Source organism: Streptomyces sp. NPDC051576 (assembly GCF_040681835.1).
Classification (GTDB): domain Bacteria; phylum Actinomycetota; class Actinomycetes; order Streptomycetales; family Streptomycetaceae; genus Streptomyces.
The window spans coordinates 608536-630571 of the sequence record NZ_JBFAZO010000003.1 but is presented as its reverse complement, the minus strand read 5'-3'; the positions used below and the strand labels follow the sequence as shown (position 1 = coordinate 630571).

The following is a 22036-nucleotide window of genomic DNA, read 5'->3' as shown; positions in this document are numbered from 1 at the left end:
ATCGGCAGGTGAGCTCCGGGCGAGGAAGACCGCTTACGAGAGGCACGGATGCTGGTCGGCAGACGACACCCGGGGGCAGGCACTTCGCGGCCCTCTTGGCTGACGCCGACACGGAGGGCCGCATGGACTGGCCCATGGAACAAGCTCCACCTCGCGGGCGATGGCGGGCGACACCCCCGAAGGGGCCGGCTATCCGCGTGCACACGCAACGGCTCCGCCCAGTCGGCCCTGGCACGGACGACCCATGCAAACCGCGGGCCACTTCAGCGCGGCACCCACACCTCGCCGAGTGCCGTGCCCACGGCGTGCCCATAAGACCGGTGAACCACGGTCAACCACGGTGCGATCGTGCGCTCCCGGGCGTCACGCCAGAGTACGTATGCCCAGTTCAGACGCTACGCGACCCATCAAGCGCCGTCGCTTCCCAAGCTGAGAGTGCGAGTTCGATTCTCGTCACCCGCTCTTTTTGAAGCCCCAGGCCAGTGGCCTGGGGCTTGTGCATTGGCGGGGCACTTTCAGCCGGATCCGGTCTCAGGCGCACGAAGATTGGGCACGTGGAGGTCACGAGCGCTCGGCGGCCCTGGCAGGTTCACCGGTCCTGGCACAGAACAGCGCCCCTGACCCGCGGTTTCGCTGTATCAACCGCATCGGTCGCACCTGTGAGCCCTCAGCTTGCCTGCCCCCTGGGACAGACGGTTGGTGTTTGCGAACGCTGCGGCAGTATTGGCTGCCCAGCCCCTGTCCAGTGCACAGGACTTCAACGAGGGCGCCACAGCGGATGCTGACGGGCCGGCGACGCCCAGGGGATGCTCCGTGATCTCCGCCCGACGACGTGGCTCGCCCCCTCGCCCGACGGAGGCGCGGTGGAGACCGCTCAGGCGATGTCGTGGATGTTGTGCTCGGCCAGGTCCGATGCGTGGCGGGCGATTGCGCGGTGATCGGCATCGTCGTGGAGAACGGTCGGGCCATGGTGGGCCGCTGTGGCGGCGATGATGAGGTCCACTGCCGAGACACTGTGATGCTCCCCCGGCCCGAGCCATTCGGTGTTGCACCGCACCGACCCAACGACCTGCGCTCTTCGGCACGGACACGTCGGGGTAGAGGTCGATGAACATCGCCACGATCTCGTCGCGCTCGCGATCGGTCCGGGCGCTGTGGAGAAACTCCAGGCAAACAACCGCCCGACTGCCGGGTCAGTGGCCGGTCATGCGCCCTCAAGTCGCTGACGGCGACGCAGGTGCAGGGCAGATGCTGTGACGGCCACCGCGGTGCCCACCACCGCATAACCGGCGAGCACCCACAGGGGCTGGGCGATGGCGTTGGCGGAGAAGTAGACCGTGTTGCGTACGGCGGTGGTGCCGGCGCCCGGCGGGAGCCACTGACCTGTCGCCGCCCAGAACGGCGGCAGCAGGACGGAGGGATAGGCGCCCCCGGCACTGGGGTTGCCCAGGACGACGAAGAGGAGGACGGTCACCCCGACGCCGATGACGCCCCACAACACCTGGAAGGCGACGGTGGTGGCGGCCGAGGCGAAGACGATCAGCGCGCCCAGCGCCCACAACTGGGCGAAGTGTCCCTGCAGAGCGCCCAGGAGGGGATCGGCGATGATCGCCCCGCCCAGACCCGAGGCGATCGCGTAGAGGGCGAGGGAACCCAGGCGGATGACGGTGCGGTGGAGGTTGGCCGGGCGGGCACCGCCGGCCATGCCGAGGATCGTGGCGGCCATGTAGCCACCGACCATCCAGCCCATGACGAGGTAGAAGGAGGACATCCCGCGTCCGTCGCTGTCGGCGGGCGGGCGGATGTCGGTGATCGTCACCTGGCGGTGGCGGTCCGTCTCGATGGTCTGGGCGATCTGCTGGGCCGTGGAGGAGACGGCGGGACCGCCTGCCGAGGCCACCAGCAGGGTGTCGGTGGTGCCCTTCGGGTCGATGAGGACCGCTGCGTCGACGGTGCGGTCGAGAATGAGGGCGCGGGCCTGCTTCGCGGTGATGGCGGCGCGGGCGTCGAGGGGGTCGTTCTCCAGGGCGTTGAGCTGTTGGACGACCTGGCCCGACACCTGTGCGGGGGGGACGACCGCGACGGGAATGTGGTGGGGCTTGGGCGCGTGGAAGGCGCCGATGTAGGACAGGACGAAGCCCAGCTGGAGGGCGAAGACGCCGACGATCAGCAGGATTCCGCGCAGGCTGAGCGCATCGCGGAGTTCGGCGGTGAAGCCCCGTGGTGCGGGGGCGGGAGGCGGGTCCTGGGCGGGGTGGGCAGGAGAGGAAGTCACGGTCGGGTCTTTCGTTGCTCGATGGTGCGGTGTGTCCCAGGGAGCGGGACCGGAGGCGGCGGGAGCCGGTGGCCGGGCACAGGCACGGCCGGGGGCACCGGCCATACAGGAGAGCCCGGGGCCGGAAGCCCACTGCAGACCAGGTGGACGACAGACTCCGGCCGCCGGGATTGCCTACTACGCTCCTGCTTGTGAGCGAAAGACCCGGGAAATCACAGGAAAGCCTCACGACAAAGCCCTCCGTGCCGGATTCCGACACCCAGGACGCCCGGCACGGCTTCTCCGAGCTGGATCTGGCTCTCCTGGACGCGCTCCAGACCTCTCCCCGTGCGCCCTGGTCCCGGATCGGCCGCGCGCTCGGCGTGGACGCGACCACCGCGGCCCGGCACTGGGAGCGCCTGCGTGGATCCGGACTGGCCTGGATCACGGCCCATGACGCCGCGAAGACCGCCACGGTCGCCTATGTGGAAGTGCGGTGCCGCCCCGGATATCTGGCGTCCGTCAGCGCCTCCGCCGCCCGGCTGCCCTGGGTGTTCAACGTCGACGAGACCGCCGGCGACTTCGATCTGTTCCTCGGGGTGGTGGCCGCCGATCTGCCCGCGCTCGGCCGTTCGGTGCACGAGACGATCGGCCGGCTGGACGGGGTCCGTGGCCTCCGCACCCGGCTGGCCATCACCCAGTACGGGGAGGGCAGCGACTGGCGGATCCGGGCGCTGGAACCGGCCGACCGCGCCACCCTGTCCGCGCCGCGGGCGCCGACCCGGGCCGTCTTCACCACGGACATGCACGACCGCCCGGCACCCGAGGACCAGGCCCTGCTGTCCGCGCTGGGCGACGACGGCAGACTCGGCTACACCGAACTGGCCGCCATGACGGGCATGAGCGAGCACACCGCCCGCCGACGGCTCCAGCGCATGCTGCGCGAGGGCGGGATCACCCTCCGCTGCGACCTGGCCCGGCCCCTCGCGGGACTGCCTACGGCGATGATCTACCGCGCCTCGGTCCCCCACTCCCGGCGCGAGGCGACCGGCAACGACCTGGCCCGTGTGAAGCAGGTGCGCACGTGTGTCTCCGTGAGCGGCCCGCACAACCTGCTCGTCGTGGTGTGGCTCCACGGGCTGGCCGCCGTCGACCCGTTCGAGGCGCTGCTCGCCGACCGCTTCCCGGAGCTGGAGGTGCGGGACCGTACCGTGGTGCTCCACTCCGCCAAGCGCATGGACCGGCTGCTCGACCTTCAGGGCCGGTCCGCGGGCCGCGTGCCCTTCGCACTGCCGCCGCCGTGATCAGCGGAGCGGGCACGGCGGACCGGCCGTTCAGGGCTGGTCGTCCATCAGGTCGAGTTCGTCCCACATCTGCTGGATGTGGCCTGCTGAGCGGAGGGCGTCGTCGTCGCTCAGTTCGCTGAGGACGGCTTGGACGGTGGCGACCATGGCAGTCAGGGACGGGCCGCCGTGGACTCCTTCGATGGGGGTGACGATCAGATGGTCGGCGTCTTCGGCGAGAGGCGAGGAGCGCAGGTCGGTGAGGACGATGACGGTGGCGCCGCGCTGATGGGCGAGGTGGGTGAGGGCGCGCAGGGTCCGAGTCAGGCGCCAGACGTTGACGGCGATGAGGCAGTCGCCCTCTTCCAGGCGCGCGACCTGGACGGCCTGGGTGGTGGGGGAGCCGAGGGCGAGCTGGATGTCGTGGCCGGCGATGGTCCCCAGGTAGCTGAGGATGTGAGCGGGGCCCGCGCCACTGCCGGAGCTGACGACGAGGGTGCGGCGGGCCGCCTTGACGGCCCGCGCCATGGCGCGGATGGCGTCCAGCGTCTCGGGGGTGGCGAGCGCGTTGATGTTGTGGGCGTCCTGGCGCAGGGTCTGGGCCGCGGGGTCGGCTGCCGGGCCGGGGGTGAGGTCTCCCGAGGAGACCGAGGCGAGGAAGCGAGCCCGTAGCTCTTCGCGCAGTTGGGGCCAGCCGTCGAAGCCGAGCTGCTGGGCGGTACGGACCACGGTGGAGACGTTGACCCCGGCCCGCTCGGCGACCTCGCGGGCCGAGGAATAGCCGGCGAACTGGGGTGCGCGGGCCAGGACATGGACGACGCGCCCGGCCTGGAGGCCGAGCGTCCCACGGGTTCGGTCGGTGAGCCACGCCTCGATGGTCACTGCGCCGATTCTCCTAGCGGGCCGGGCGGGTTCACCGCGTGACGTGATGGTGGGCGACGCGGAATGCACGGGTGCTCGCCGCGTCGGCCGAGTCGAAGAAGGGTGCCATGCCACGGGCGAATTCCAGACGCCGGGGCGAATTCTGCCAGGCGGCACGGGCGTCGTCGTCGGCCCACAAGGCGGTGACGACGACGGATTCCGGGTCGTCCTCGGGGATCAGGACCTGCGAGGCGAGTGCGCCGGACGCTTCGAGGATGCCGGCTGAGCGGTAGTACGCGACCAGTTCGTCCCGGCGGCCGGGCGCAGGGCGGAGGGACAGTGCGGTGAACGTCATGCATCAACTATTGCACAGACGCTTCATGTGCACTTAACGTTGCACACCCCGCTCTTCCGCCCCGCGCCCTTCTGGCTCCCTCTCCTCCCGTCCCGCTCTTCCGTCCCCGCTGGAGGCATGGTGGCCATCCAGGACACCCGTACGGCGCCGACCGGCCTACGCGATCAACCGTCTGGGTGCCATATCCGCCCTGATCACCATCGGGCCCTGTACGACGACATCGGCTTCAGCAATGTCTTTCTCGTGCTGGTCACCGCCCTCGCCCTGGCCGCCGTCATCGTCACCACCCTCCTCGGCGAGAAGACCTCCGGCCGCAGTCTGGAACACCTGGAACAACTGGAAGGAACTCCCGGCATGACCGCCCCCGCCGCCGCCCGCCTGCTGATCACCAACGCCCGTCTGCTGCACCCCGAGAGCGGCGAACTGACCGACGCCTCATGGCTGGAGGTCGCCGACGGCCGCATCGCCGACCACCGCACCGGACGCCCGCCCGCCGCCCCCGAGGACGTGCCGGTCCTGGACGCCGCCGGGGCCACCGTCCTGCCCGGCCTCATCGACGCCCACGTCCACATCCTGCTGACCACCTTCGACGCGAGGGAGGCGACCACGTGGACGGCCGGATACGCCACCGTCCGCGCGTTGCGGGAAGCCGAGCGCATGCTGCGGCGCGGGTTCACGACCGTGCGCGACGTCGGCGGCGCCGACCACGGCATGGCCCGGGCGATCGACGAGGGCCTCGCCCTCGGACCGCGACTGGTGTTCGGCGGCAAGGCCCTTTCCCAGACCGGCGGCCACGGAGACGTCCGCCCGCTCAGTGACGACACCCTGCCCTGCTGCCAGAGCCGCCCCGCCTTCGCTCGCGTCGCCGACGGCGTGGATGCGGTGCGCGCCGCCGCCCGCGACGAGTTCCGCAAGGGCGCCGCCCACCTGAAGATGCTGATCAGCGGGGGCGTCGCCTCACCCCACGACGAGGTCTCGGCCGTCCAGTACACCGACGAGGAGATCCGTGCCGCTGTCACCGAGGCCGAGAACCACAACCGCTACGTCACCGTGCACGGCTACCACCCCCGCGGCGTCAACCGCGCCCTGCGGGCAGGCGTCCGCTGCGTCGAACACGGCAACCTCCTCGACGACGAGACCATCAGCCTGCTGCTCGAGCACGACGCCTTCCTGGTCCCGACGCTGGTCACCTACGACCAGATGGCACGGCTCGGCAGGCAGTCCGGCATGGCCGAACAGTCCTACCGAAAGGTCGCCGACGTCCACGAAGCCGGCCTGAGCGCCCTCGAACGCGCCCACAAGGCAGGCGTCAACCTCGTCTACGGCAGCGACCTGCTGGGCCCCCTGCACACCGCCCAACTAGAGGAGTTCACCCTGCGCGCCCAGGTCCAGCCCCCCGCCGACATCCTCCGCTCCGCCACCAGCACCGCCGCCCGGCTGCTGCGCATGGAAGGAGAGATCGGCACACTCGCCATCGGCGCCCACGCCGACCTGCTCGTCGTCGACGGCAACCCCCTGAACGACATCAGCGTCCTCACCCGCCCCGGGCACAACCTGCGCCACGTCATCAAGGCCGGAACCGTCATCTGAACCAGCTCGCGCCGAGGGCGGGGAAATGCTCTCCTGGAAGGAGCCACAGGAGAACACGCCGATGCGTCACAGCCGGGGTTTCGCTCTCACAGCCGGCCGGTCGGTCGCCCCGACCGGATCGGGTGGTGGGTTGCTGCCCACGCGGGATCTCACGGCCGCCTGGTTCCTCGTGGTCCTGATCGCCGTCCCCGCCTGGGTGCTGACGATCGGGCAGGCCCAGGACATGGGGGTCGAGCCCGGCACGATGGGGATGGCGCTGCCGCTGTTCCTGGTGCTCTGGGTGACGATGATGGCGGCCATGATGCTGCCGTCCATGGCGCCGGTGGCCATCACCTGGGTCCGGGGCATCGGCCGACAGTCCTCCGGCTGGGCCCGGACCGTCCGCACCGTCGAGTTCGTCGCCGGATATCTGCTGGTGTGGACGGCGTTCGGGCTGCTCGCCTACGTCGCACTCGCCCTCTCCGGCAGCCTCGTGGACGACCACGCCACAGCCGGTCGCTGGATCGGCTCGGTCGCCTTCCTGCTCGCGGGCCTCTACCAGCTCGGCCCCTTGAAGTACGTCTGCCTGCGGCACTGCCGCGACCCCCTGGGCCACCTGGTGCGTTACTCCGGCTTCCGGGGGCCGACCCGCGACCTGCGGGTGGGCCTCCACCACGGCGCCTACTGCGTCGGCTGCTGCGCCGGGCTGATGGTCGTCCTCGTTCCGCTGGGCGTGATGAACGTGGCGGCCATGGCGGGGCTGGCCTTGGTGATCTTCCTGGAGAAGCTGTCGCCCCGGGGTGTGCTGCTGGGGCGCGTCGTGGGCGTGGCGTTCCTCGTCCTGGCCGTGCTCGCGCCCTTCCAGGACTGGCTGCTGCCCGGGCTGCAGGGCTCGATGCCGTCGATGGACGACATGTGATCCCTGCGCGTAACCGGGTTCCGCGCAGGGGGGCGGGAGGTGCAAGCTGGAAGGGAGACCGTGTCCCGTCCCCGGGACCGGGCTCGGGGCACGCGGTCTCGCCACTCCGAGTGAGCTCCCTGGAGCTCGGCAGGAGGGAAGCGAGATGACAGAACAGGCCACGACTGCGACGCGCTGGCATCTGACCGGCGACTGGTTCGATGTGTGCAAGTGCGCCATCCCCTGCCCGTGCACCTTCGCACAACCCCCGACCTACGGCGACTGCGAAGGCGTCCTGGTCTGGCACATCTGGGAGGGCAGCTACGGCGATGTCCGGCTCGACGGCCTCAACGTCCTGATGCTCGGCTCCTTCACGGGCAACGTCTGGGCCGGCGAGCACAGCGACCCCTACGCCGCGGTGTTCCTCGACGAACGCGCCGACGAACAGCAGCGCGGTGCTCTCGGGGCCGTCTTCGGCGGCGAGGCGGGCGGCTGGCCTGCGCAGTTCGGGGAGATGCTCCACCCCGAGATGCGCGGGATGGATGTCGCTCCCATCCACGTGGAAATAGACGATGACCTCGCCACCTGGCGGGCCGAGGTCCCCGGCCGGGTCACGGCGGTCGCCGAGGCACTCACCGGCCCGACCACCACCGACGGCGGGCGCGTCCAGGTCCACAACGCCCCGGGCGCCGAGGTCGGGCCGGGCCAGGTCGCCACCTGGGGCCGGGCCACCGTCGACCAGGCGAACGCGTTCGGCTTCTCCTGGGATCGCTCCGGCAAGTCGAGCAAGCACTTCCCCTTCGACTGGAGCGGCCCCGACTGACGCAGGCCGGCGTTGCAGGGGCTGCTCCGAGCCCCCTCCGCCCACACCACGGTCGACTACGGTTCGATCATGCGCTCCCGGGCACCACGCCAGAGAACGTATGCCCAGGTCAGAGGCCATCCAGCTTGGGAAGCGTCCTAGCTTCCCAAGCTGAGAGTGCGAGTTCGACTCACGTCACCCGCTCCGTTTCGAACCCCCAGGTCATTGGCCCGGGGGTTGTTTGTTGTCTAGTCCAATTTCTGGGGTGCGTGCCCTTCGCGTGCCGTTCTCCAGGTCACCGGCGATGAGCGGGGCGCCGCCGGACGACCCCTGCCTCCTCCGCGAGGTCGCCGGTGCCGCCCAGGACGATCACCTGGAAGGCCGCGCCGACGAAGATGGTCACGAGACGGGAGATCTTGCGAGTGCTGCTCATGTGAGGTACCTGCCTGACCGGGTTTGTGGGCCGCTGTGCTTCTTCGAACGCGTTCTCGGACATCACCAGCTGATGGCGTCGTCCATCGACTGCTGCCAGTACGTGACCTTGAGCGAGTCGTCGACGTGGACGCCCTTCGCGGGCAACGAGGGACGGGCGGCCGCGCCGACGCTTCCGCTGAGGGAGGGGCCGTAGAAGGAGACGGTCAGGGACTTCGCGGTGTGGCCGTTCGAACTGCTGCCGTCGGCGGCGGACAGGATCACGGAGGCGTAGCCGGACTGGCCTGGCTCGAGCGTGACGACCGCCTGCGGCCGCGAGGCGTCGATGGCCGGGGGCACGGCCTGGGCCTCGCCGAAGCGGACGGCCGGGTAGCCGTAGAGGAAGCAGCTCTCGCTGCCGGTGTTGGTCACCGTGAGCAGTATGTGGTTCACGGGGCGCGTCAGCTGGACCGCGACCGCCTTGGTGTTCGACCCCTCGCAGGTGACCGGCTTGCCGGAGGAGACGGCGGGTCTCTTCGCGGCGGGAGTGCGCGTGGCGGTCGTCGAACCGGCGGGGGCCGACCTGGCGTCCGTGTCCGAGCCCGAGGAGGAGGAGGCGTTGGCGTCGGCGTCCTTGGTGCCTGTTCCGTCGTTGCACGCGGTCAGGGAGAGCGCGGCGAGTACGACGGTCGCGGCGGCGGCGACGAGACGGGTGCGGGAGGTCCGGATGTCGGACATGTGACTGATCCCCTTCGGTCTTCGGGTGGGGTGACGTTTGGATGACCGAAGCTTGTGAGGTGATCCGTCCCGGCCGCCACGCCGGGCGGGCAGGTGGGGACACTGGAACGGCGAAATACGCCCTGAACAGGGAGAACGCACTGGCCCTGGAACGCGTGACTGGAACACCGGGGCATGGAGAAACGGGTGTTGGAACATCGACAACAACGGCACCGCGTTCCGTACCAGCGCGGATGCGGGCCGCGCGGGATACGACTACCCGCTGGGCGGCAGCGAGTGGATCAAACGGGAGAGGTGACAGGACGGGCCGCCCGCGCCGAAGATAGCCCGGGTGCTGACGGATCCCGGAGCACTGCCGCGTGTCACGCCCAGCAGCCGTTGACGGTGGCGGCGAGACCGTCCAAGGCGTCCTTGATGTCGCCCGGAGCGGCGGGGGAACCGTTCTCGACGAAGGAGAAGATCTTCCAGCGCCCGTCCTGTGCCTTCGTCATGCCGCTCAAGGCGATGGCGCCGGTGAGGGTGCCGGTCTTGGCCTTGACCTTTCCGACGGCGCACTGGGAGTCCGGAGTGTCGAACCGGCCCCACTCGGGCCCCAGGGTGGCTCCCGCCTCGCCCGCGACGGGCAGTCCGTCCGCGATGTACTTCAGGGTCCGGCGGTAGCGGGGGTCGGTGGTCAGATCGAGGATGTCGGCCAGGGTCCGGGCCGGGATCCGGGTGGAGCGGGAGAGCCCGCTGCCGTCGTACATCCCGAAGTTGTCCAGCGAGACGCCGTACGTGTGGCCGAGTACCTCCCGTACCACCGCCGTTCCGTCCTCGAACGTGGCCGGGCGGCCCGCGCCGAGCGCGGTCATCCGCAGCAGCGTTTCGGCGATGTTGTTGTCGCTCACCTTCAGCATGTGCTTCACGATCGCGGACAGCTTCTCGGACCGGTGCTGGGCCACGGGGACGTCTGCGTACCCGGCCACACCGCGGGTGACTTCACCGGTGACCGTGACGCCCCCGTCGGCGAGGAGCTTGGCGAAGGCCTGCCCCGCGTCCAAGGAGGTGTCCGTGACGGCGTGTCCGTCCACCACCAGGGCCCGGACCGGCGCGACCTCGGTCGGGTAGTAGCCGGTGTTCCAGCCGCCCGCGAGTGTGGGCTCGGGGAAGAGGCTGTCGTCGACGCGGACCTTCACCGAGCTGAGACCGGCGTTCCTCAGACCCGCCACCGCGGTCTTGGCCAGTGCGTCGAGGTCCTCGGTGGACAGCGTGCGGTCGCCCCCGCCGACGAGGGTGAGCGTGCCGTCGCCGTAGACGACCTTGGTGGTGAACCGATGGTCGGGACCGAGCACGGTCAGCGCGGCGGTGGAGGTGGCGAGTTTGGTGTTGGAAGCGGGCATGAGCGCGGTGGTCGCGTCATGGCCCCAGACCACCTTGTCGGACTTGGCGTCGATCACGACACCGCTGAGCGTGCTGCCGAGCCGTGCGTCCTGGCTGCGGGTGTTGAGATTGTCCGCGATCTTCTGCTCGGCGGCATCGAGTTCGGTGACGGTGCTCTTCGGGACGGCCTTGCCGGCGGCGAAGGCTGACGGGGCGGCCAGGATCGACCCCGCGATGGGGCCGGTCGCCACGACCACGAGTGCTCGGCGGACCGCCGGGCTCATCGCTCTGGGCTTGCGGTGACGGCCGCGGATGGTGGCGGCAGTGGCGGCGGGCAAGGATCTGGGCACAGGTGAGCCTCAAGACTGGGGTCGAAGAACCAACGAACACGAACCGGAAGATGTGGAAAGGGGAAGCGGCAAGAGCGGCGATGCCGAAGGGCGGCATGACGGCACCGATGCCTTGCACATGCCGCCCGCGGGCCACGGACCCCCGTGTGGGAGGCGTCAGTCGTCGGTGCCGCCGTCGCCGGGGACGGCGTCCGCGGGTGAGGTGTGCCAGTCGGTGACGATGGGCTTGTCGACGGTGATGGGGCCGGTCTTCAGGGAGACGGGGTGGGGGTCGTTGTCGCTGACGCTGACGATGATGCTGGTCAGTTCCTTGCCGTCGTTGTTGTTGGTGGTCTTGGGGTTGACGCCGGCGTAGGCGATGGTGGAGCCGCTGAGGGTCAGTTCGTTGCCGACGACCTGTTCGGCGTTGGTCGCCTCGGTGCCGTCCGAGCCGAAGGCCACGACGGGGAGGCCGGCGGGCAGGACGCAGGTGATGCCGGGCTTGGCCTTGGCCATGATGAGGATGTAGCCGCCGGCCTGGGTCTCGGAGCGGGTGCTCCAGGTGAGGTCGTTGGTGCCGCAGCTCTGTCCGTAGCCGCTCTTGTCACCGCTGCCGGAGGAGGACCCGCCGGTGGAAGAGGACCCGCCGGTGGAAGAGGAGGCGGAGCCGGACGACGAGCCACCGGCGGCCGTCCCCTTCCCCGCGGTGCTGCCGGTGCCGCCGGTGCTGGTGGCGCCGTTCGCGCCCGTGCCCTGAGTGCCGCTGGTGTTCTTGCCCGAAGTGCTGGAGGCGCCGGACGTGGAGGCGGGGGACGCGCTGTCGTTCAAGCCGTTGCAGGCGGTGAGCGACAGGGCGGCCAGGAGGGTGGTGGCTGCCAGGGCGGTGGTACGGATGCGGTGCTGGCGCATGGGTGTTCTTCCCCGTTCACAGGTCTGTTCCGTGGAATCCGGACGGCCCGGATCCGCTGCTGGACAACAGCGTGTGATGACTGCCCCGAGGTAGGCAATGATCTTCAACAGGTACGGGACAGTGGAATGGAAAGATGCCCTTTGACCTGCGGGAACGGTCCTGCCCTGGAATGCCGTTCCGGGACGGGGACGGCACGGGCGCAGCCTGGGGTTTGTTTGTTGTCCGGTCCGATTCGGGGGTTGCGTGCCGGTCGCCGTCCGCGGTGCCCGAGCCGGGCCGCCCGCAAGGTCACCCGCGTCGGGTGAGGCCACCGGCTCCGGCTGTGCCCACGCTGAGGACGGCAGCAACAACGGCTGGGCGAGCGGCCGGGACGGAGGAGAGACATGAGCGCGCAGACGTACCTCGCGTACGACTATCCACTGCTGAGCGTCTTTTGGAGCATGCTCTGGTTCTTCCTGTGGATCATGTGGTTCGTCCTGCTCCTCCGGGTCGTCGTCGACATTTTCCGTGACGACAGCATGAGCGGCTGGGCGAAGGCGGGCTGGTTGGTGCTCACCGTCGTGCTGCCCTTCCTCGGCGTCTTCGTCTACTTGATCGCACGCGGCAAGAACATGGGCCGCCGGGAGATATCCCAGGCCCGAGCACAGCAGGCGGCCTTCGACGCCCACATCAGGGAGGCTGCCGGGGCACAGGCCCGGCCCAGCAGCGTCGACGAACTCGCCAAGCTGTCCGAGATCCGCGCCCGCGGCGACATCACGGACGACGAGTTCCGCAGGGCCAAGGAACTGGTCCTGACCGGGCACGGTCCGGCGGAGCACGACACGAATCGAGGCGCAGGATGACTGCGGCACACACATCGCCGGCCAACACGGCGAAGCAGGAATGGGCAAGCGGCCTGACCGCCTTCGCGGCAGTGATGCTCTTCCTCGTCGGCCTGCTCGACATATTCCGGGGCACCATGGCCGTCGCCGGGGACGACATCTTCGTCACCACACGCGACTACACGTTCCAGTTCGACCTGACCAGCTGGGGCTGGATCCACCTCGCGCTGGGCGCGCTCGCCGTGATCGTCAGCATCGGGCTGCTCCGGACATCGACTTGGGCGCGCGTCGTCGGCGTGGCCATCGCCGGGCTCGTCATCATCGCCAACTTCCTCTCGCTGCCGTACTACCCCGTGTGGTCGGTGGTGATGATCGCGCTCTCGGGCTTCATCATCTGGGCCCTGTGCGTGGTCCCGCGCGACAACCTCTTCGCCCTGTCCGAGGAACGTCCGCTGTCCGAGGAGCGTCAGGCGCACAGGACGACGTACATGCCGCACGGGCCCGCGTGAGCACAGCGGCCTCAGGGAGCGGCGCCGGTCCGCAGGACCCGTGGACCGGCCAGGCAATGACATGGGGGAGCACGCACGAGTCCGGAAGGTGACGCCCGTGAGCGACACATTCGATGAAGTCGACGCAGCCGGCGGGATGGGACCGATCGACTATCTGGTCGTCGAGTTCCCCGGCAACCGTATGACCGGCGAGGGCCTGCCCCTTCTGGTCGACCTCGTGGACCGCGGCCTCATCCGCATCCTCGACCTGACGTTCATCCGCAAGGAGACCGACGGATCCGTGACCGGCCTGGAGATCGGCGATCTCACCGGTGACGGCCGGCTCGACCTCGCCGTCTTCGAGGGAGCGTCCTCCGGACTACTGGGCGAGGACGACCTCCAAGAGGCAGCCGCCGCCCTGGAACCCGGCAGCTCCGCCGGCGTCCTGGTCTACGAGAACGTCTGGGCCGCGCCGTTCGCCGCCGCCCTTCGGCGCGGCGGTGCCGAGCTGGTCGCCTCCGGGAGAATCCCGGTACCCGCGATTCTGGCCGCGCTCGACGCGACCGAGTCCGCGTCCTGAAGAGCAAGCCAGCGAGAAGGGAGATCGCCGTGCCTGGACTCCTCCGGGGCGTCGCCCGCACGGCCGTCGTCGCCGGAACGGCGACCGCCGTGTCGAACCGCGTATCCCGTCGTCAGCAGGGTCGATGGGCGGACCAACAGGGGCACCAGGCGGCCGCACCGCAGCCGGCGCCCCCTGCCGAGCAGTCCGCTCCGCCGGCCGCCGACATGACCCGCAAGATCGAACAGCTGAAGCAGCTGGGTGATCTCAAGGCCCAGGGCGTTCTCACGGAAACCGAGTTCGAGGACGAGAAGCGCAAGCTCCTCGCCTCCTGAGCGCTCCGGCACTCCGGCACTCCGATGCGAGGGGGCGTCCGCACGCGGGAGGTCGCCTGCGGACGGCAGCGCAGGGGAGGAAACGCCCGGCTCAGAGCGTCCTGCTCGTGGGAGTGGGACTGGGACGCGCTCGCCGACGAGGACGCTGGCCGAGCCGAAACGGGGCGTGCACCACCAGTCGATCGTGCCCCCTGAGGACACCAGCTCGGCGGTCTGCCCATCGCCCACCATGCCGTGGTCGGCGATGGGCGGGTAATCGGTCATGAGGGCCCTCCCTCATCCGATCCGACGCGAGGAGCGGTCCACCGGCGGTCATGCCGGAGTGGCAGCTTGTGCGGGCCGGCCCCTGGTCGTGATTCGCCCGGCCGCGCTCCCACGCTCCAGGGTCCGCCGCAGCCGCGCCCGGCGCGGTCCGGAGCGCACCGGGACGGTCCCTCGCCGACTGGTAGAGGTCTCCCACCGGCGATAAGTTGTGGGGAGAGCCACTCGCCGACCGGGTGGCGTCGGCCGCGAGACGGATTCACCGTCCGGACCGCCGAACCCCCATGTGGTCAAGCCGAGTTCCTGCCCACGCGTCGGCGCCCTGAGGGGAGCCTCTGCAATGGCCATGGACCACACGTTGAGTGAGGACGTACTCCACCGCACACCTCAGGAACGTGCCGCGCGGGGCAAGGACGCCCGGTCCGCGGTTCCGCGTTCCAGCCACGCCGAGTACGAACCCCGGGGGAAGCGGCCTGACCCGGTGGAAGTCATCGAGAAGCAGTCGGCGACGCGGGTGCCCGAACTGGTGCCGATCCGCTACGGCAGGATGACCGAGTCGCCGTTCCGCTTCTACCGGGGTGCCGCGGCCATCATGGCCGGTGATCTCTCCGACACACCGAAGACCGGGTTCAGAACACAGCTCTGCGGCGACGCGCACATGCTGAACTTCCGGCTGCTGGCCTCGCCCGAACGCCGTCTCATGGTCGACATCAACGACTTCGACGAAACCCTGCCCGGCCCGTGGGAATGGGACGTGAAGCGTCTGTCCGCCAGTTTCGTCATCGCCGGCCGGGCCAACGGCTTCAGCGCCGGGGAACGGGCCGCCATCGTACGGGCGACCGTCCGCTCGTACCGTGAGCAGATGCGCGTCTACGCCGGGATGGGCAATCTGCCGGTCTGGTACGCCCGGTTCGACGTGGAGTCGATCGCCGAGCGGTACTCGCCCCAGGTCGACCGGCGGATCCGTAAGCGCTTCGCCCGTACGGTGGCCAAGGCGAAGCGGCGGGACACACTCCAGGCCTTCGACAGACTCACCACCGTCGTCGACGGCCATCGACGCATCGCCCCGGACCCGCCGCTGATCATGCCCCTGCAGGACCTCCTTCCCGGCGGCGAGCGCGACCAGTTGGAGCGGGACCTCCACCGTCTGATCGAGCGCTACGGACAGACCCTGCAGTCGGACCGGCGTTTCCTGCTGGAGCAGTACCGGCTGGCCGACATCGCGCGCAAGGTCGTCGGAGTCGGCAGCGTGGGCACCCGCTGCTGGATCCTGCTCCTGCTCGGCAGGGACGACGAGGACCCCTTGTTCCTGCAGGCCAAGGAGGCCGACCAGTCCGTCCTCGCACCGTATGCCGGGGCCAGCGCCCACCGGACGCAGGGCGAGCGCGTGGTGTCCGGCCAGCGCCTGATGCAGGCCACCAGCGACATCTTCCTTGGCTGGGAACGTGTCGAGGGCATCGACGGCCGACGGCGGGACTTCTACATACGGCAGCTACGGGACTGGAAGGGCATCGCCGAGCCGGAGACCATGACGCCCGACAACATGCGGGCCTTCGGCGAGGTGTGCGGTGCCACGCTGGCACGGGCCCACGCCCGGTCCGGTGACCGGATCGCCATCGCCGCCTACCTCGGCGCTGGAGACACCTTCGACCGGGCGCTGGCGGTGTTCGCCGAACGCTATGCCGACCAGAACGAGCACGACCACCAGGCACTCGTCGACGCCGTCCGCATGGGCCGGGTTCCCGCCGAATCGGCCTGAAGGACCTGAGCGCTCGCCCCGTCGCCGCCAACCGGTCGACCCCGGTGGCGCGTCGAGTGCCCGCCCTCGGCACAACCGTCACGATTCGCTCATGGCACCCATCGCAGAAGCCGCCCCACACCCGGTGAGAGCGCGAGTCGTCCTGCTGACACTCGGGGCGGGGCAGTTCCTGATGGCTCTCGACAGCTCGGTCATGAACGTCTCGATCGCCACCGTGGCCGAGGACCTCGATTCGACGGTGACCGACATCCAGGGGGCCATCACGGCCTACACCCTGGTGATGGCGATGTTCATGATCCCGGGCGGCAAGGTCGGCGCGCTGATCGGCCGCAGACGCGCGTTCATGATCGGCTGCGGCATCTACGGCTGCGGCTCCCTGACCACGGCGCTCGCACCGAACCTGACCGTCCTGATGATCGGCTGGGCGTTCCTGGAGGGGATCGGAGCCGCGCTCATCCTGCCCGCGATCGTGACGCTCGTGGCGAGCAACTTCGCCGTGGAACGCCGTCCCGCCGCCTACGGCCTCGTCACGGCGGCAGGAGCGGTGGCGATCGCGGTCGGGCCGCTCATCGGCGGTGTCGCGACCACGTACTTCTCCTGGCGCTGGGTGTTCGCCGGCGAGGTCGTCGTGGTGCTCGGCATCCTGCTGCTCGCCCGCCGGATCGCCGACGCGCCGACCGGTGAACGCGCGCGTATCGATCTCGTCGGTGTCGTGCTCTCCGCCGCCGGGCTCGGGGTTTTCGTCTACGGGGTCCTCCGCTCGGACGAGTGGGGCTGGTTCCAGCCGAAACCCGACGCGCCTTCGTGGCTCGGGGTGTCGCTGGTCGTGTGGCTGATGCTGGCCGGTCTGCTTCTGCTCTGGCTCTTCCTCCGCTGGGAGGCACGCGTGGTGCGGCGGTCCGGGGAGCCGCTCGTCGACCCGGCCATGCTGGAGAACAAGCAGCTCACCGGCGGTCTGACGATGTTCTTCTTCCAGTACCTCGTGCAGATGGGGGTGTTCTTCGTCGTACCGCTGTATCTGTCGGTCGCCCTGGGCCTGTCCGCGCTCAAGACCGGCGCCCGCCTTCTGCCCCTCTCGCTGACGCTGCTGGCGGCCGCGGTCCTGATCCCCCGCTTCTTCCCGGACGTCTCACCGCGACGGGTGGTACGGCTCGGGATCCTCGCGCTGCTCGCGGGCGCGGTGGTCCTGATGGCCGCGCTCGACGCGGACGCCGGTGGGGAGATCGTCACCATCCCCCTCCTGCTGATCGGGCTCGGTATGGGCGCGCTCGCGTCCCAGCTCGGTTCGGTCACCGTGTCCGCGGTGCCCGAGGCACAGAGTCCGGAAGTGGGGGGAGTCCAGAACGCCGTCACCAACCTCGGCGCCTCGATCGGCACGGCACTCGCCGGGTCGATCCTCATCGCCGCGCTCACATCGTCGTTCCTGACCGCTGTCGAGCAGAACCCGGCGGTGCCGGGCGACGTCAAGAGCCGGGCATCCGTCGAACTCCAGAGCGGCGCGCCCTTTCTGTCGGACGCTCAGCTGGAGACCGCTCTCGATAAGGCCGGTGTGAGCGCGGAGGCATCCCGGAAGGTGCTCGACGCGAACACCGAGGCCCGGCTCGACGGCCTGCGCGCCGCACTCGCCGTACTCGCCCTCACCGCGCTGCTCGCCCTGTTCTTCACCTCACGGATCCCGACGGCCCAACCCCGGTCGACGGGGCGGTAGCACCCGGCGGTGGCACGACGACTCCGGAGGCCCCCGACCCCGCACATCACCTGACGCGACAGGCGGCCCGGGTGGTGGCATGGAGCAGTTGCTCCAGTGGGCCGCGTCGGAAGTGCCGGGTCCACAGCGTGGCGAAGAGCAGGGCGGTCGCCGTGAAGAGGAGCAGGGCGAGCAGGGCCGGGCCCGTCTCCTCCCGCATGCCGACGACGCGGATGGCGACGATGTGCAGGACGTAGGCGGTCAGCGCGACCATGCCGAGCGCGGTGACCGGGGTGGCCAGGCGGAGAAGGCGCGGCATCCGGTCCGCGGCGGCCACACACGCGGCCACGACGACGAGTGCCACGCCCGTGTTGCCGAGGATCGAGAACGTCGTCTGGCTGTGTGGCGCGCCCACCAGCAACCAGTCGGCCGGGGTGCCGTCGATGAGTTGGCCGACGGTGTCGGACCACCAGGCGGAGCCCGGTGAGACACCGTCCGTGGCGGCCGCGACGGTGCCGCGAGCATGCGTGACGAAGTGCAGGGCGAGCCAGGAGCCGCCGTAGCCGATCAGGGCCAACGCGCCGCCGGTACATGCGAGTCGGGCCAACGTCCTGCCTCCCGCGAGGTCGAGGCGGGCCACCGCCATGCCCGCCACCACGAACGACATCCAGGTGAGCACCGGGTACTCGCCCGTGAACAGCAGCTCCATGAAGCCGTCCGTGCCGGTGATCCGGGCCAGCGGGTCACCGGCGATGACGGTGTCCGCCCAGTCGCCGCCCTCGATGGACCGGCGTATCACGTACAGCACTTGGGGCAGGACCAGCGCGCCCGCCCCGGCGATGACGGCGAGCGTCCGTGCGCTCAGCCGGTACAGCGGCAGGACGGCCAGGAAGAGCAGGCCGTAGAAGGAGAGGATCACGTCGACGTCGGTGTGCAGGGCGGTCAGGGCGTAGCCCAGCGCCATCAGGACCACCGAGCGGATGACGACCCTGCCCACCGCCTGCCGTCCCGCGCGCCCGGTACGCGGGTGCGGGCGGCCGGTGATGAGGACGAGCGAGAAGCCGGCGAGCAGCGCGAAGAGGGCGGAGGCACGGCCGCGCGGCAGTTCCAGTACGAAGCCCAGCGGGCCGCCGATGGTGGGGTCCGGGCCGACGTGGGCCGCGTACATGCCGAGGACCGCGAGGCCTCGGGCCAGGTCGATGCCGACCAGCCGTCCCGGCGACGCGGTGCGGGAGAGGAACAGAGGTTTCCGCTGGAGTAATGCCGGCGACGGAGGGGGCAGGGCGGCTGGTGCTTCCTGTGTCATGGGCTCCAGCGTCGGGTCCCGGCGGGGCTCCGGCCCATCCGGCGGCCGGCCAAAGTCGCCCCCGCCGACCGGCGGGACCTACCCCCGCCGGTGGACGAACGGGCCTGTCAGGAACCGCCGGCCGGTCCCGGGCGTCGTAGCGATCCAGCGGTGGTCGGGCGGTGAGCGGAGCACGAATGATCCGGGTTCTGGTGGTCGACGACGAGGCCATGATCCGTACGGGGTTCCGGCACATCCTCGACGCGGGTGACGGCATCGAGGTCGTCGCGGCGGTCTCCGGTGGCCAGGCGGTCCGTGCGGCGCGGGAGGCGCGGCCGGACGTGGTGCTGCTCGACATCCGGATGCCGGACGTGGACGGGCTCACCGTGCTGGCCGAGCTGCGGCGCCTGCCTCAGCCGCCGGTGGTGGCGATGCTGACCACCTTCGACATGGACGAGTACGTGGCCGCGGCCCTGCGTTCGGGGGCGTCCGGCTTTCTGCTGAAGGACACCGATCCGGAGCAACTGCCGTACTTGATACGTTCCTTGGCCGACGGTGGGGTCGTGCTGTCGGCCAAGGTCACCCGTACCGTCGTAGACGGTTATCTGGACGCCGATCCCCGCAACCCGGCCGCCCTCGTCGTGGAACGGCTGACCGAGCGGGAGCGGACCGCGCTCGTCCTGGTCGCCGAGGGTCTGTCCAACACGCAGATCGCGCGGCGGATGCATCTGAGCACCGCGACGGTCAAGGACCATGTGAGCGCGGTTCTCACCAAGTTGGAGGTCGGCAGCCGTGTTCAGGCGGCGCTGCTCGCGGACCGCGCGGGTCTGCTCAAGGAGCCGCCTCCGGTGCCGGAGGGCCGATGAACCGTCGCCGCCCGCCCGCCGCCCTGATCGACGCGGCCCTGATCGCCTTCGCCCTGCTGGACGTCTGGGTGCACGTCGAGCCCGACAACCGCCCGGCCACGGCCTGCGCCCTGCTCGGCGCCTTCGCGCTCGCCCTGCGCCGCCGACTGCCGCTGCTGACGTATCTGCTCGCGCTGCCGTCCACGCTCGTCACGGACGCGGTGCTCGCCACCCTGGTCGCGCTCTTCACTCTCGCCTCCCACAGCCGCCATCGTGTTCTGCTGGCCGGCTGCGCCCTCGCGTTCACGGTCAGCGACACCACCGCCTGGTGGTGGCCCACGCCGGAACTCGCCGACCCCACGGACCCGTTCGACCTGATCACGCTCACCTACAGCCTGGCGACGGCCGCCGCGCCCGTCTTCCTCGGCCAGCTCGGCCAGGCCCGCCGTGAACTCGCGCTGCGGCTCGACGAGATCACCGAAGCACGCGCGAGCGAACGCCAGTTGCTTTCCCAGAGCGTGCTGGCCAAGGAACGCGCCCAGCTCGCCCGGGAGATGCACGACGTCGTCTCCCACCAGGTCAGCCTGATCGCGGTACGGGCCGGAGCACTCCAGGTGAGCAGCCGGGCGGTGGAGGCGAAGGAAGCCGCAGCGGACATACGGCGGCTCGCCGTGCAGACCCTGGACGAACTGCGGCACATGGTCGGCGTGCTGCGAGCCGCCGCCAGCCGCCCCACCGAACTCACCCCCCAGCCGCTGCTCGCCGACCTCCCACAACTGGTCGGCGGCAGCGGCATCGAGGCCGAACTGCGAGCCGACCTGCCCGAGGACCTCCCGCCCACGGTGCAGCGCGCCGTCTACCGCACCGTCCAGGAGGCCCTGACCAACGTGCGCAAACACGCTCCCGGAGCCCGGGCCACGATCCGTATCGGGCACACGGACGAAACCCTCTACGCAGTGATCACCAACTCCGCCCCCGACCGCCCCGCCCTCTCCCTCCCCGGCGCCCACCACGGCCTGGTCGGCCTGCGCCAGCGCGCCGAACTCCTGGGCGGCAGCGTCACCGCCGGCCCCACGGCCGAGGGGGGATACGAGTTGGGGCTGGAGCTTCCGGTTCAGGACGCGTCCTGAAATCACGGGCGGGGGGGACGGGTCCAGTCCCGCTCCACCTCCGGCACCAACTCCTCGGCGAACCAACGCCCGTACCGCACGAACATCTCGACCGGCTGGCCCGCGTCGCAGGACGTGGCCCAGGACCGCCTGCGCGCGAGCCGCCGGCGCCAACTGCCGTACCAGCGGCCTGTCGTGACCCGGGCCGGGCAGCGCGACGCCGAAGAGCACCAGGGCGGCGAGAGCCCGTACACCGGCACGAGGGGCTGGAGTCGAACGCCGGCTGATGGACCGTGGACGCGACCGCCGTACCGAGTACGGAGAACAGCCCCGCCCGGGCAGCCGCCACCGGCTCCACGCGGCATCCCGCCGCTACGGCCTCTCCGGACGCACTCCCTGCACGTACCGCAGCCACGGCCGTACGTCCCCGCGACCCCGTACCGCGAAGCCCGCGTCCGCGACGAGCCCGTCGAGCAGGTCCACGCGGTACTCCGCCATGACATGCCCGGCACTGGCGGCGATCAGGTGCCGCACGGCCCGGGTGCGCGGCGGTCGGAAGTCGGCGACCAGCAGCCGCCCGCCGGGGCGGAGCACCCGGTACATCTCGCGGAGCGCGAGGGGCCGCACGTCTTCGGGCAGGTGATGGACGGCCAGGCTGGTGACGACGACGTCGAAGGAGGCGTCGGGGGCGGTGAGCGCCTCGGCGACACCGGTCTCGTACGAGCAGTGCGCCTCGTCCGTCCTGCCGCGCGCGTACCCGATGACCTCGGCGGACGGGTCGATGCCCAGCACCGACCCGTTCGGGCCGACGGCTTTCGCCATGCGCCGGGTCAGATAGCCCGTGCCGCAGCCCACGTCCAGCACCCGGTCACCGGGGCGCGCACCGCTGAGCCGGGCCAGGCGGGTGTAGGCGCGGGGACGCATCCCGCCGAAGCAGAGGGCGCCGCAGAGTTCGTAGCCCCGGGCGTGGGCGATGGTCAGGCCCTCGGTGTCGGGATGCGGATTTCCGTGCTGGAGCAGTTGTCCGAGATTCTTCACGACCGATCTCCTTACTTAGTCACGACTAAGTCTATGACTTCAGCTTAGTCACGACTAAGTAAGGGCGGCAAGAGGTCGTA

At 70.3% G+C, this 22036-nt stretch carries 22 protein-coding genes and 1 pseudogene; 12 read left to right on the top strand and 11 right to left on the bottom strand.

What is annotated here, in order from left to right; translation table 11 throughout:
- Positions 1-874 precede the first annotated feature (874 nt).
- A pseudogene (locus AB0M63_RS12730) lies at positions 875-1166 on the bottom strand (VapC toxin family PIN domain ribonuclease); the annotation flags it as partial.
- A 38-nt stretch (positions 1167-1204) separates the two neighbouring features.
- Positions 1205-2275, bottom strand: coding sequence for a DUF3533 domain-containing protein (locus tag AB0M63_RS12725; RefSeq protein ID WP_366019360.1), 1071 nt, complete (start codon positions 2273-2275; stop codon positions 1205-1207).
- Positions 2276-2517: 242 nt separating this feature from the next.
- Between AB0M63_RS12725 and AB0M63_RS12720 the strand changes: the two genes are divergently transcribed.
- Positions 2518-3558, top strand: coding sequence for an Lrp/AsnC family transcriptional regulator (locus AB0M63_RS12720; protein ID WP_366019359.1), 1041 nt, complete (start codon positions 2518-2520; stop codon positions 3556-3558).
- 30 nt (positions 3559-3588) lie between these two features.
- On the opposite strand, the gene AB0M63_RS12715 is transcribed toward AB0M63_RS12720, so the two are convergent.
- Together AB0M63_RS12715 and AB0M63_RS12710 are read right to left on the bottom strand one after the other, a co-directional pair.
- Entirely contained in the window at positions 3589-4419 is an 831-nt protein-coding gene (locus tag AB0M63_RS12715) for a MurR/RpiR family transcriptional regulator (protein ID WP_366019358.1), read from the bottom strand.
- A gap of 31 nt (positions 4420-4450) precedes the next feature.
- Positions 4451-4753: an antibiotic biosynthesis monooxygenase gene (locus tag AB0M63_RS12710; protein ID WP_366019357.1), complete on the bottom strand. Its 303-nt coding sequence runs from the start codon at positions 4751-4753 to the stop codon at positions 4451-4453.
- Positions 4754-4870: 117 nt separating this feature from the next.
- Here AB0M63_RS12710 and AB0M63_RS12705 point away from each other — a divergent pair, with 117 nt between their 5' ends.
- The 3 genes from AB0M63_RS12705 to AB0M63_RS12695 all read left to right on the top strand — a co-directional run bounded on the left by AB0M63_RS12705 (position 4871) and on the right by AB0M63_RS12695 (position 8043).
- Positions 4871-6343 (top strand): amidohydrolase family protein, encoded by a 1473-nt coding sequence (locus tag AB0M63_RS12705; protein WP_366019356.1) that lies wholly within the window; start codon positions 4871-4873, stop codon positions 6341-6343.
- Positions 6344-6404: 61 nt separating this feature from the next.
- Complete coding sequence (locus tag AB0M63_RS12700; RefSeq protein ID WP_366019355.1) at positions 6405-7241, top strand: DUF2182 domain-containing protein; 837 nt, start codon at positions 6405-6407, stop codon at positions 7239-7241.
- 145 nt (positions 7242-7386) lie between these two features.
- Complete coding sequence (locus tag AB0M63_RS12695; RefSeq protein ID WP_366019354.1) at positions 7387-8043, top strand: DUF1326 domain-containing protein; 657 nt, start codon at positions 7387-7389, stop codon at positions 8041-8043.
- Between the two features lie 274 nt (positions 8044-8317).
- Here the strand turns inward: AB0M63_RS12695 and AB0M63_RS12690 are convergent, their stop codons facing one another.
- From AB0M63_RS12690 to AB0M63_RS12675, 4 genes are all read right to left on the bottom strand, one after another.
- Positions 8318-8455 (bottom strand): hypothetical protein, encoded by a 138-nt coding sequence (locus AB0M63_RS12690; protein ID WP_366019353.1) that lies wholly within the window; start codon positions 8453-8455, stop codon positions 8318-8320.
- A 62-nt stretch (positions 8456-8517) separates the two neighbouring features.
- Positions 8518-9171: a DUF4232 domain-containing protein gene (locus AB0M63_RS12685; protein WP_366019352.1), complete on the bottom strand. Its 654-nt coding sequence runs from the start codon at positions 9169-9171 to the stop codon at positions 8518-8520.
- A gap of 362 nt (positions 9172-9533) precedes the next feature.
- Positions 9534-10814: a D-alanyl-D-alanine carboxypeptidase/D-alanyl-D-alanine-endopeptidase gene (gene dacB / locus AB0M63_RS12680; protein WP_366019351.1), complete on the bottom strand. Its 1281-nt coding sequence runs from the start codon at positions 10812-10814 to the stop codon at positions 9534-9536.
- Positions 10815-11036: 222 nt separating this feature from the next.
- Positions 11037-11768 carry a hypothetical protein gene (locus AB0M63_RS12675; RefSeq protein WP_355916895.1) on the bottom strand — a complete coding sequence of 244 codons (732 nt, stop codon included), beginning with the start codon at positions 11766-11768 and terminating at the stop codon, positions 11037-11039.
- 384 nt (positions 11769-12152) lie between these two features.
- Between AB0M63_RS12675 and AB0M63_RS12670 the strand changes: the two genes are divergently transcribed.
- The 6 genes from AB0M63_RS12670 to AB0M63_RS12645 all read left to right on the top strand — a co-directional run bounded on the left by AB0M63_RS12670 (position 12153) and on the right by AB0M63_RS12645 (position 17700).
- Entirely contained in the window at positions 12153-12611 is a 459-nt protein-coding gene (locus AB0M63_RS12670; RefSeq protein WP_366019350.1) for an SHOCT domain-containing protein, read from the top strand.
- Complete coding sequence (locus AB0M63_RS12665; RefSeq protein ID WP_366019349.1) at positions 12608-13099, top strand: hypothetical protein; 492 nt, start codon at positions 12608-12610, stop codon at positions 13097-13099. Before AB0M63_RS12670 ends, AB0M63_RS12665 begins: the two co-directional genes overlap by 4 nt.
- A 136-nt stretch (positions 13100-13235) precedes the next feature.
- Positions 13236-13658 (top strand): DUF6325 family protein, encoded by a 423-nt coding sequence (locus tag AB0M63_RS12660; protein ID WP_355917003.1) that lies wholly within the window; start codon positions 13236-13238, stop codon positions 13656-13658.
- A 29-nt stretch (positions 13659-13687) separates the two neighbouring features.
- A complete protein-coding gene (locus AB0M63_RS12655) occupies positions 13688-13972 on the top strand; it encodes an SHOCT domain-containing protein (protein WP_366019348.1) in 285 nt (94 codons plus the stop codon).
- A gap of 601 nt (positions 13973-14573) precedes the next feature.
- Complete coding sequence (locus tag AB0M63_RS12650) at positions 14574-15992, top strand: DUF2252 domain-containing protein (protein WP_366019347.1); 1419 nt, start codon at positions 14574-14576, stop codon at positions 15990-15992.
- A 91-nt stretch (positions 15993-16083) separates the two neighbouring features.
- On the top strand, positions 16084-17700 hold the full coding sequence (locus tag AB0M63_RS12645; protein WP_366019346.1) for an MFS transporter: 1617 nt from the start codon (positions 16084-16086) through the stop codon (positions 17698-17700).
- Between the two features lie 46 nt (positions 17701-17746).
- On the opposite strand, the gene AB0M63_RS12640 is transcribed toward AB0M63_RS12645, so the two are convergent.
- Positions 17747-18985, bottom strand: a complete 1239-nt coding sequence (locus AB0M63_RS12640) for a DUF418 domain-containing protein (protein ID WP_366019345.1) — start codon at positions 18983-18985, stop codon at positions 17747-17749.
- Between the two features lie 176 nt (positions 18986-19161).
- Here AB0M63_RS12640 and AB0M63_RS12635 point away from each other — a divergent pair, with 176 nt between their 5' ends.
- Entirely contained in the window at positions 19162-19830 is a 669-nt protein-coding gene (locus tag AB0M63_RS12635) for a response regulator transcription factor (RefSeq protein ID WP_355916876.1), read from the top strand.
- On the top strand, positions 19827-20939 hold the full coding sequence (locus AB0M63_RS12630; protein ID WP_355916873.1) for a histidine kinase: 1113 nt from the start codon (positions 19827-19829) through the stop codon (positions 20937-20939). Before AB0M63_RS12635 ends, AB0M63_RS12630 begins: the two co-directional genes overlap by 4 nt.
- A gap of 2 nt (positions 20940-20941) precedes the next feature.
- Here the strand turns inward: AB0M63_RS12630 and AB0M63_RS12625 are convergent, their stop codons facing one another.
- Both AB0M63_RS12625 and AB0M63_RS12620 read right to left on the bottom strand, forming a co-directional pair.
- A complete protein-coding gene (locus tag AB0M63_RS12625; RefSeq protein WP_366019344.1) occupies positions 20942-21172 on the bottom strand; it encodes a hypothetical protein in 231 nt (76 codons plus the stop codon).
- A 118-nt stretch (positions 21173-21290) separates the two neighbouring features.
- The gene (locus AB0M63_RS12620; protein WP_355916870.1) at positions 21291-21956 is read right to left on the bottom strand and encodes a methyltransferase domain-containing protein; all 666 of its coding nucleotides are present in this window, start codon (positions 21954-21956) and stop codon (positions 21291-21293) included.
- Positions 21957-22036: the final 80 nt, after the last annotated feature.